At 71.3% G+C, this 6033-nt stretch carries 8 protein-coding genes; 2 read left to right on the top strand and 6 right to left on the bottom strand.

The genetic code is table 11. The annotated features are described in order from the left end of the window. The first annotated feature begins 9 nt into the window (after window positions 1-9). Window positions 10-162, top strand: coding sequence for a matrixin family metalloprotease (locus BU204_RS22080; protein WP_233160456.1), 153 nt, complete (start codon window positions 10-12; stop codon window positions 160-162). Window positions 163-168: 6 nt separating this feature from the next. Here the strand turns inward: BU204_RS22080 and BU204_RS22075 are convergent, their stop codons facing one another. The 3 genes from BU204_RS22075 to BU204_RS22065 form a co-directional block, all read right to left on the bottom strand. Further along, the gene (locus BU204_RS22075) at window positions 169-750 is read right to left on the bottom strand and encodes a dihydrofolate reductase family protein (protein WP_075127630.1); all 582 of its coding nucleotides are present in this window, start codon (window positions 748-750) and stop codon (window positions 169-171) included. 63 nt (window positions 751-813) lie between these two features. Continuing rightward, a complete protein-coding gene (locus tag BU204_RS22070; protein WP_075127636.1) occupies window positions 814-1635 on the bottom strand; it encodes an AraC family transcriptional regulator in 822 nt (273 codons plus the stop codon). 72 nt (window positions 1636-1707) lie between these two features. Continuing rightward, entirely contained in the window at window positions 1708-2325 is a 618-nt protein-coding gene (locus tag BU204_RS22065) for a dihydrofolate reductase family protein (RefSeq protein ID WP_075127629.1), read from the bottom strand. Between the two features lie 112 nt (window positions 2326-2437). On the opposite strand from BU204_RS22065, the gene BU204_RS22060 reads away from it, so the two are divergent. Beyond that, a complete protein-coding gene (locus BU204_RS22060; protein WP_075127628.1) occupies window positions 2438-3331 on the top strand; it encodes a LysR family transcriptional regulator in 894 nt (297 codons plus the stop codon). Here the strand turns inward: BU204_RS22060 and BU204_RS22055 are convergent. The 3 genes from BU204_RS22055 to BU204_RS22045 form a co-directional block, all read right to left on the bottom strand. After that, a complete protein-coding gene (locus tag BU204_RS22055; RefSeq protein WP_075127627.1) occupies window positions 3309-4463 on the bottom strand; it encodes an alkaline phosphatase PhoX in 1155 nt (384 codons plus the stop codon). The genes BU204_RS22060 and BU204_RS22055 overlap by 23 nt on opposite strands. A gap of 63 nt (window positions 4464-4526) precedes the next feature. Further along, on the bottom strand, window positions 4527-5417 hold the full coding sequence (locus BU204_RS22050; protein ID WP_075127626.1) for an alpha/beta fold hydrolase: 891 nt from the start codon (window positions 5415-5417) through the stop codon (window positions 4527-4529). A gap of 28 nt (window positions 5418-5445) precedes the next feature. Continuing rightward, window positions 5446-6033: a TetR/AcrR family transcriptional regulator gene (locus tag BU204_RS22045; protein ID WP_075127625.1), complete on the bottom strand. Its 588-nt coding sequence runs from the start codon at window positions 6031-6033 to the stop codon at window positions 5446-5448.

Raw genomic sequence — 6033 nt, 5'->3', positions numbered from 1 at the left:
GAGTCGGTCATGGTCCACGAGCGTGGCCACACCGCCGGCCTCGAGCACGTCGCCCAGAACTCCGCCCAGACCATGACCCCCAGGACCCCGGCCTGCACCACCGTCAACCGCGCCCTCGCCGCCGGTGACGTCCAGGGCCTCAAGGCGATGTACGCCGCCTGAGTCGCGTCAACGGCGCACTCGACAGCGCAGGTGAAGCACCCGGTCGCCCCGAATCACCACATCAGGATCCTCCAACAGGTGCTGGGTGTGGACTGAACCGAAGTAGCGCTTGCCGGACCCGAACACGACGGGTACGACGTCCATGCGCACCTCGTCGACCAGCCCCGCTGCGAGTATCTGGCCACCGACGTCGCCAGCGGCGACCTCGACGATGCGGTCACCCGCGAGCTCCTGCGCCATGGCCACGGCTGCCTCGACGCCGTCGACGAAGTGGAACGGCGCCTCGGGATCCCAGCCCTCGGGCGGCGGCCGGTGCGTCACGACGACCACGTGGTCGATCCCGGCCGGGGGCTTCCCGTCCCAGCCGTCGGTGATGTCGAAGACGTGGCGGCCGGCGATCGTCACCCCGATCTGGTCCCAGTACGGCCGGATGTAGTCGTAGGACGTCTGCGACACCTTCACCTCGCCGCTCTCGTCCAACGGGACGTCACCGCTGAGCAACCAGTCGAACAGGGGTCCGGGCTGGTCGTTCTCGTCAGCGATGAAGCCGTCCACCGACACCGAGCTGTACATGACTACTGTGCCCACGGGACTCTCCTCTGCTGTGGAGCCCCAAGTTAGTGTGCCGTGAGCTGTGGCTCTTGTAAGAAATCAATCGGCCGGCAGCGGCCAGCCGTCTATCGCGTTGCCGGGATGTTCGCGCAGGAACCGCCGCCGGACTTCGACGTACCGGGTCGGTGTGAGCCCGGTGAACGCCCGGAACTCGTGGCCGAAGTGGGCCTGGTCGAAGTAGCCCGCGGCACAGGCGAGGTCGCCCCAGTCGACCGGTTCGGCGGGGTCGATCGCGAACACGGTGGCGGCGAAGCGGTAGGTGCGCGCCAGCCGCTTCGGCGTGACGCCGATGAGCTCCTCGAACCGCTGTGCCAGGTGAGTGCTGCTGACGCCGGCTGCCACGTTCAGGTCGCCGATCGCCACCGCCCCGCTGGTCGCCGCGATGACGCTGCTCGTGTGCCGGACCAGTCCCAGGCCGGCGGTCTCGCGCAGGCGTCGCATCAGCTCCTCCTCGAGCAGCGTCAGCATCTCGTGCGGCCCGTCCGCCGCGGCCAGCCGCTCTCGCAGCTCGGCTACGGCGGGTCGGCCCCACACCTGCTCCACCGTCACCGGCCGGTCACACAGCTCGGCGGCGGGCATCGGCAGGAACGGCGCCAGCCCCCACGGCTTGAAGTGCACGCCGACCGACTGGGTCCGGAGCGGGTAGCCGAACTCCCACGCCCGGGTGGGCATGGTGACCACGCAGCCGTCGGCGTACTCGGCCGTCGCGATGTCGGTGCCGCCGCGGATGCGGAACGGCGCCCCGAGGTTGACGATGAGCAGCGCCGACGGGGCCGGCGGCAGCGTCAGCAGGGCGTACGGCGGCGCGCCCGCCAGGTGGTAAATGTCGTCGATCAGCCCGTCCAGCGGCGGTCGCGGCACCATGGACACGTACTCCACGCCCCCAGCATCGCCGACGCTCCGCCGACGTCGCGCGCTGGGATGGGTCCAGCGTCAGGACAGCACCCGGTAGGTCAGGTGGGTGACCGAGCTCGCCGCTCGCGACTCCACCTGCTCGAGGTTCAGGGGCGGGACACCGTCGAACAGCCGCGTGCCGGCACCGAGCGTGAACGGCACGATATGCAGCCGCAGCTCGTCGATCAGCCCCGCCGCGAGGTACTGGTTGACCGTGGTCGCGCCACCCTGGACGGAGATGTCACCGCCGCCGGCCGCTTCCCTGGCCCGCGCCAGCGCGGACTCGATCCCGTCGGTGACGAAGTGGAACGTGGTGCCACCCTCCATCGGACGCGGGTCGCGCGGGTGATGGGTGAGCACGAAAACCGGCGCGTGGTACGGCGGGTTGTCGCCCCACCAGCCGCTCCAGTCCCGATCCCACTCGCCCCGCACCGGGCCGAACATGTTGCGCCCCATGATGAACGCCTTGGCCGCCGCCACCCGGTCGCGCTGGATCCGGTTCTCCTCGGGGTCGTCGTACCACGCGTGCAACCTGCCGCCCCAGCCGTCACTGCCGTCGTCGCCGAACGGGCGCTGCTCGGTCTGGTCGAGCCCGGCGGAGTACCCGTCGAGCGAGATCGACAGGTCGCAGGTGACCGTGCCCGTGCGTGTGGTCATGTCGGCTGCCCTCCTCGTGGCGACCTGGTGTCGCCGTCGGAACCAGCCTTCTGTAGTTGGGACATGACGTCTAATGCCAGTTTCGTCGAGAACCCATTGATACTGTTGATGGGTGCTCAGCCTGGTGCACCTGAGGGTTCTGGTCGCGGTGGCCCGACACGTCTCGGTGACCGAGGCGGCGAGGGAGTTGCACTACTCCCAACCGTCGGTGAGCCACCACCTGTCCCGACTCGAGACCGCCACCGGCGTGAAGCTCGTCCAGCGGGTGGGCCGCGGCATCCGGCTGACGCCGGAAGGACAGCTGCTGGCCGACCGGGCCGCCGAGATCCTGGGGCGGGTCGACGCGGCGGCCAACGAGCTGGCGGCTCAGGTCGGCCTGCGGGCGGGACGGGTCCGGCTGGCGGCCAACGCGTCCACACTGAGCACGATCGTGCCCGAGGTGGCCGCCGCGTTGGCCGAGGCGCATCCGGGCCTCCAGCTGAGCCTGGTCGACCGCCACCCGGCCGAGGCGCTCCAGCTGCTGCGACACGGCGAGATCGACGTCGCCATCGTCTTCCACAACGCCGGTGTCCCGTTCGAGGAGCAGGGAGTCCGCCTCCTCCACCTCCGCGACGACCCGCTCTACCTGATCAGCCGGCGGCCGGAGGACAGCCTGGCCAACCACGGCGACTCCGCCTGGATCGGCGGGTGCGCGCGGTGCCGGGACGAGCTGGACGCCGCGTGCCGGCGCGCGGGCTTCACCCCGCGCATCGCCTCGCACAGCGACGACATGGTCGTCGTCCAGGCCCTCGTCGCCGCGGGCGCGGGCGTCGCCCTCCTCCCGGGACTCGCCCTCCAGGCCCATCGCCGTTCCGACATCCACGCGACCGAGCTCGAGGGCCTCCACCGCCGGATCTACGCGGCCACCTACGGGGACCCGCCCGACCCGCCCGGCGTCGCCGCCGTACTGGCCGCGCTCACCGAGCGGGCGGGCGTCCCCGTGCTCAGGTCCGGAATGGACCGGTGACCTCGAAGGTGATGCCGCCGCTCGACGAGCCGCTCGTCCCGCGCTGGGAGGAGAAGTACAGGCGGTTCCCCGCCGGGGTGAACGCGGGTCCGGTGATCTCCGATCCGCTGTGCCCGCTCAGCCGCAGGAACGGGGCCACGATGTCGTCGGGGGTGATCACACAGATCTCCATGTTCCCGCCGTCCTCGGCGATGTAGAGGTCACCGGCCGAGGAGCCCGTCACGTTGTCCACCCCGGTCAGGGGCGGGCTCCCGGGGCTCACCAGCGAGTCGTCGTAGGCCAGTTCGTAGGTGTCGTTCAGCAGGTTCAGCTGCCAGACCCGGTTGTCGCCCTTGGTGGTGAACCACGCCGTGTCGTTGGCGTAGTGCAGGCCCTCCCCGCCGTTGAAGCGCTTCGCCCCCGACACCTGGTCCCGGGTGGGGGTCGGTGAACCGTCGGGGTCGGGAACGGTCGCCCAGGTGAAGCTGCCCGACGTCGCGGTACCGGCGACCAGTACCTGCAGGGTCCCTGCCGACAGGTCCCCCCAGCTGCTCGGCACGAACCGGTAGAAGCAGCCGTTGCTGGTGTCCTCGGTCATGTACACCACCTGGCGGACGGGGTCGGCCGCCGCGGCCTCGTGGACGAACCGGCCCATCGCCGGGCGCTGCACCGAGCTGCCGCCCCAGGGGTTGGTCTCGTACACGAAGCCCCCGGTGACCTCCTCGCACGACAGCCAGGTCGACCACGGCATCGCGCCGCCGGCGCAGTTCTGCCTGGTGTTGCTGAGGATCCGGTAGGCGTCGGTGATGGCGCCCGCAGCGTCGAAGCGGATCGCGCTCGCGCCGCCGCCGGGATTGATCTCGGAGTTGGACACGTAGATCCAGCCGGTCCCGTCGGCGAACACCGCGCCCCCGTCGGGCGCGTTGTGCCAGCGGTAGGTCGTCGGGCCCACCGGCTGGCCGGACCGGGCGACGATCCGGCTGGTGAAGCCGGCGGGCAGCGCCACCCCGTTGGCGTCGGCGGCCAGCAGCGGGCCGTACGGGCTGGGCCCGTTCTGCGCGGGGGCCGCCATCGCCGAGGGGGTGAGGGTGTTGCCGAACGCCGTGACTCCGGTGCCGATCACGGCCGCGCGTAGGAAGTTCCGTCGTTTCACGCTGTGCCTCCGCAGGGTGGTGGGGGACCAGCCTACGAGCGGAGGGTGAACAGGGGAACACGCTCAGCTCGCGGCGGCGCGATCGGCGGCCCCCGCGGTGATGAACGCGACCGCCCGCGCGACGGTGTCCGTGTCGTGCAGCAGCCGCCAGTGGCCGAGGTCGCGCACGGTGTGCAGGGTCGCGCCGGGCCAGGCCTTGGCCAGCGCGACGCTGTCGGCGTACCGGGTCTCCCGGTCGCCCGGGTCGTGCACGGTGAGCAGCGGCGGCGGGGTGATCTCGGCGACCCGGCTGGGGAGGTCGAAGGCCGACCACGGGCTGCCGACCATCCGGGCGACCCGCTCCACCATGCGCGTCCGGATGCGCGTGTCGAACCCCAGCGTGGCACCGAAGATCGCCGTGTACGGCACGGGCTGGGTCATCGGCGCGAGGAACACCAGCCGGTCCGCCCGGACGCCCTCGGTCAGCGCGAGGAACGCGGCGTTGCAGCCGAGCGAGTGGGCGATGACCGCATGCGCCGGCCCGTGCGCCTCGACCACTGCCGCGAAAGCCTCGGCCATCTCGGGAATGCAGGCTCGTCCCGGGCCGAGCCGGCCGGGGTCGGACGCGCCGTGGCTCGGCGCGTCGTAGGTGACGACCCGGTACCCCGCGTCGAGCAGCGGTTCGAGATACGTACGCAGCTGCGAGCCGATCCCGCCCCAGCCGTGCACCAGGTACACCGCGGGGCCACTGCCCCAGGTCCTTCCGTGCACCCGCCGGCCGGCAACGGTCACGGTGAACGGCTCGCCGGGCGGGAACACCGCCGGTCTGGGTCTGCCGCGGTACACCGGCACGGTCAGCCAGCGCCGCGCGGCCCACCGGGCACCCAGTCCAGGTGCGACCCGTTCCAGCAGTCCGAACGCCGCCCGGAGAGCGGTCAGATTGATACGAACGATCGTGCTTTTTTTGGGATACACGTGATTCCTCTTCCCGATGATGGCGTGGCTAACGGGCTTCTCGGACGGAGTCCAGCAGGGTCTCGAACGCGCGACGGGCCCGCGCCTCGGCCGTCTCGTCGCCGAGCAGCCGCTTGAACGAGTGGTAGCTGAACATGATGCCGTCGAGCTCGAAGGCGAACTGCTCGGGATCCGCGTCGGCGCGGAAGTGCCCCTCGGTGCGTCCGGTGTGGAACACGGTGGCGAGCGTGTCCAGCCAGTCGCGCTGGTCACGCACCACGCGGTCGCGCACCGGGCCCGGCCGGTCGTCCAGCTCCATCGCCGAGGAGGTGAAGATGCACCCGCCGGGCTGGGCATTCCACCGCAACTTCGCGTCGAACAGGGCGCGCACCCTCGGCTCGCCGCGCGCCGCGGCCAGGGCCGGGGAGACCACCTCGGCGACGAACCGCCCCTTGGCGTGCTCGAGCACCTGCAGCTGGAGCGCCTCCTTGGAGCGGAAGTGGGCGTAGAGCCCGCTCTTGGACAGCTCCGTGCTCGCGGCGAGCGTTCCGATGGTCATGCCGGACAGGCCGACCGTCCTGGCCAGCCGGCTCGCCGCGTCGAGGATGGTCTCGCGGGTCGCCTCTCCCTTACCCAC

Origin of the sequence: Actinophytocola xanthii, assembly GCF_001921205.1 — a bacterium.
GTDB classification, from domain to species: Bacteria; Actinomycetota; Actinomycetes; order Mycobacteriales; family Pseudonocardiaceae; genus Actinophytocola; species Actinophytocola xanthii.
The sequence above is the reverse complement of the archived record's forward strand: the minus strand, read 5'-3'. Positions and strand labels throughout refer to the sequence as shown.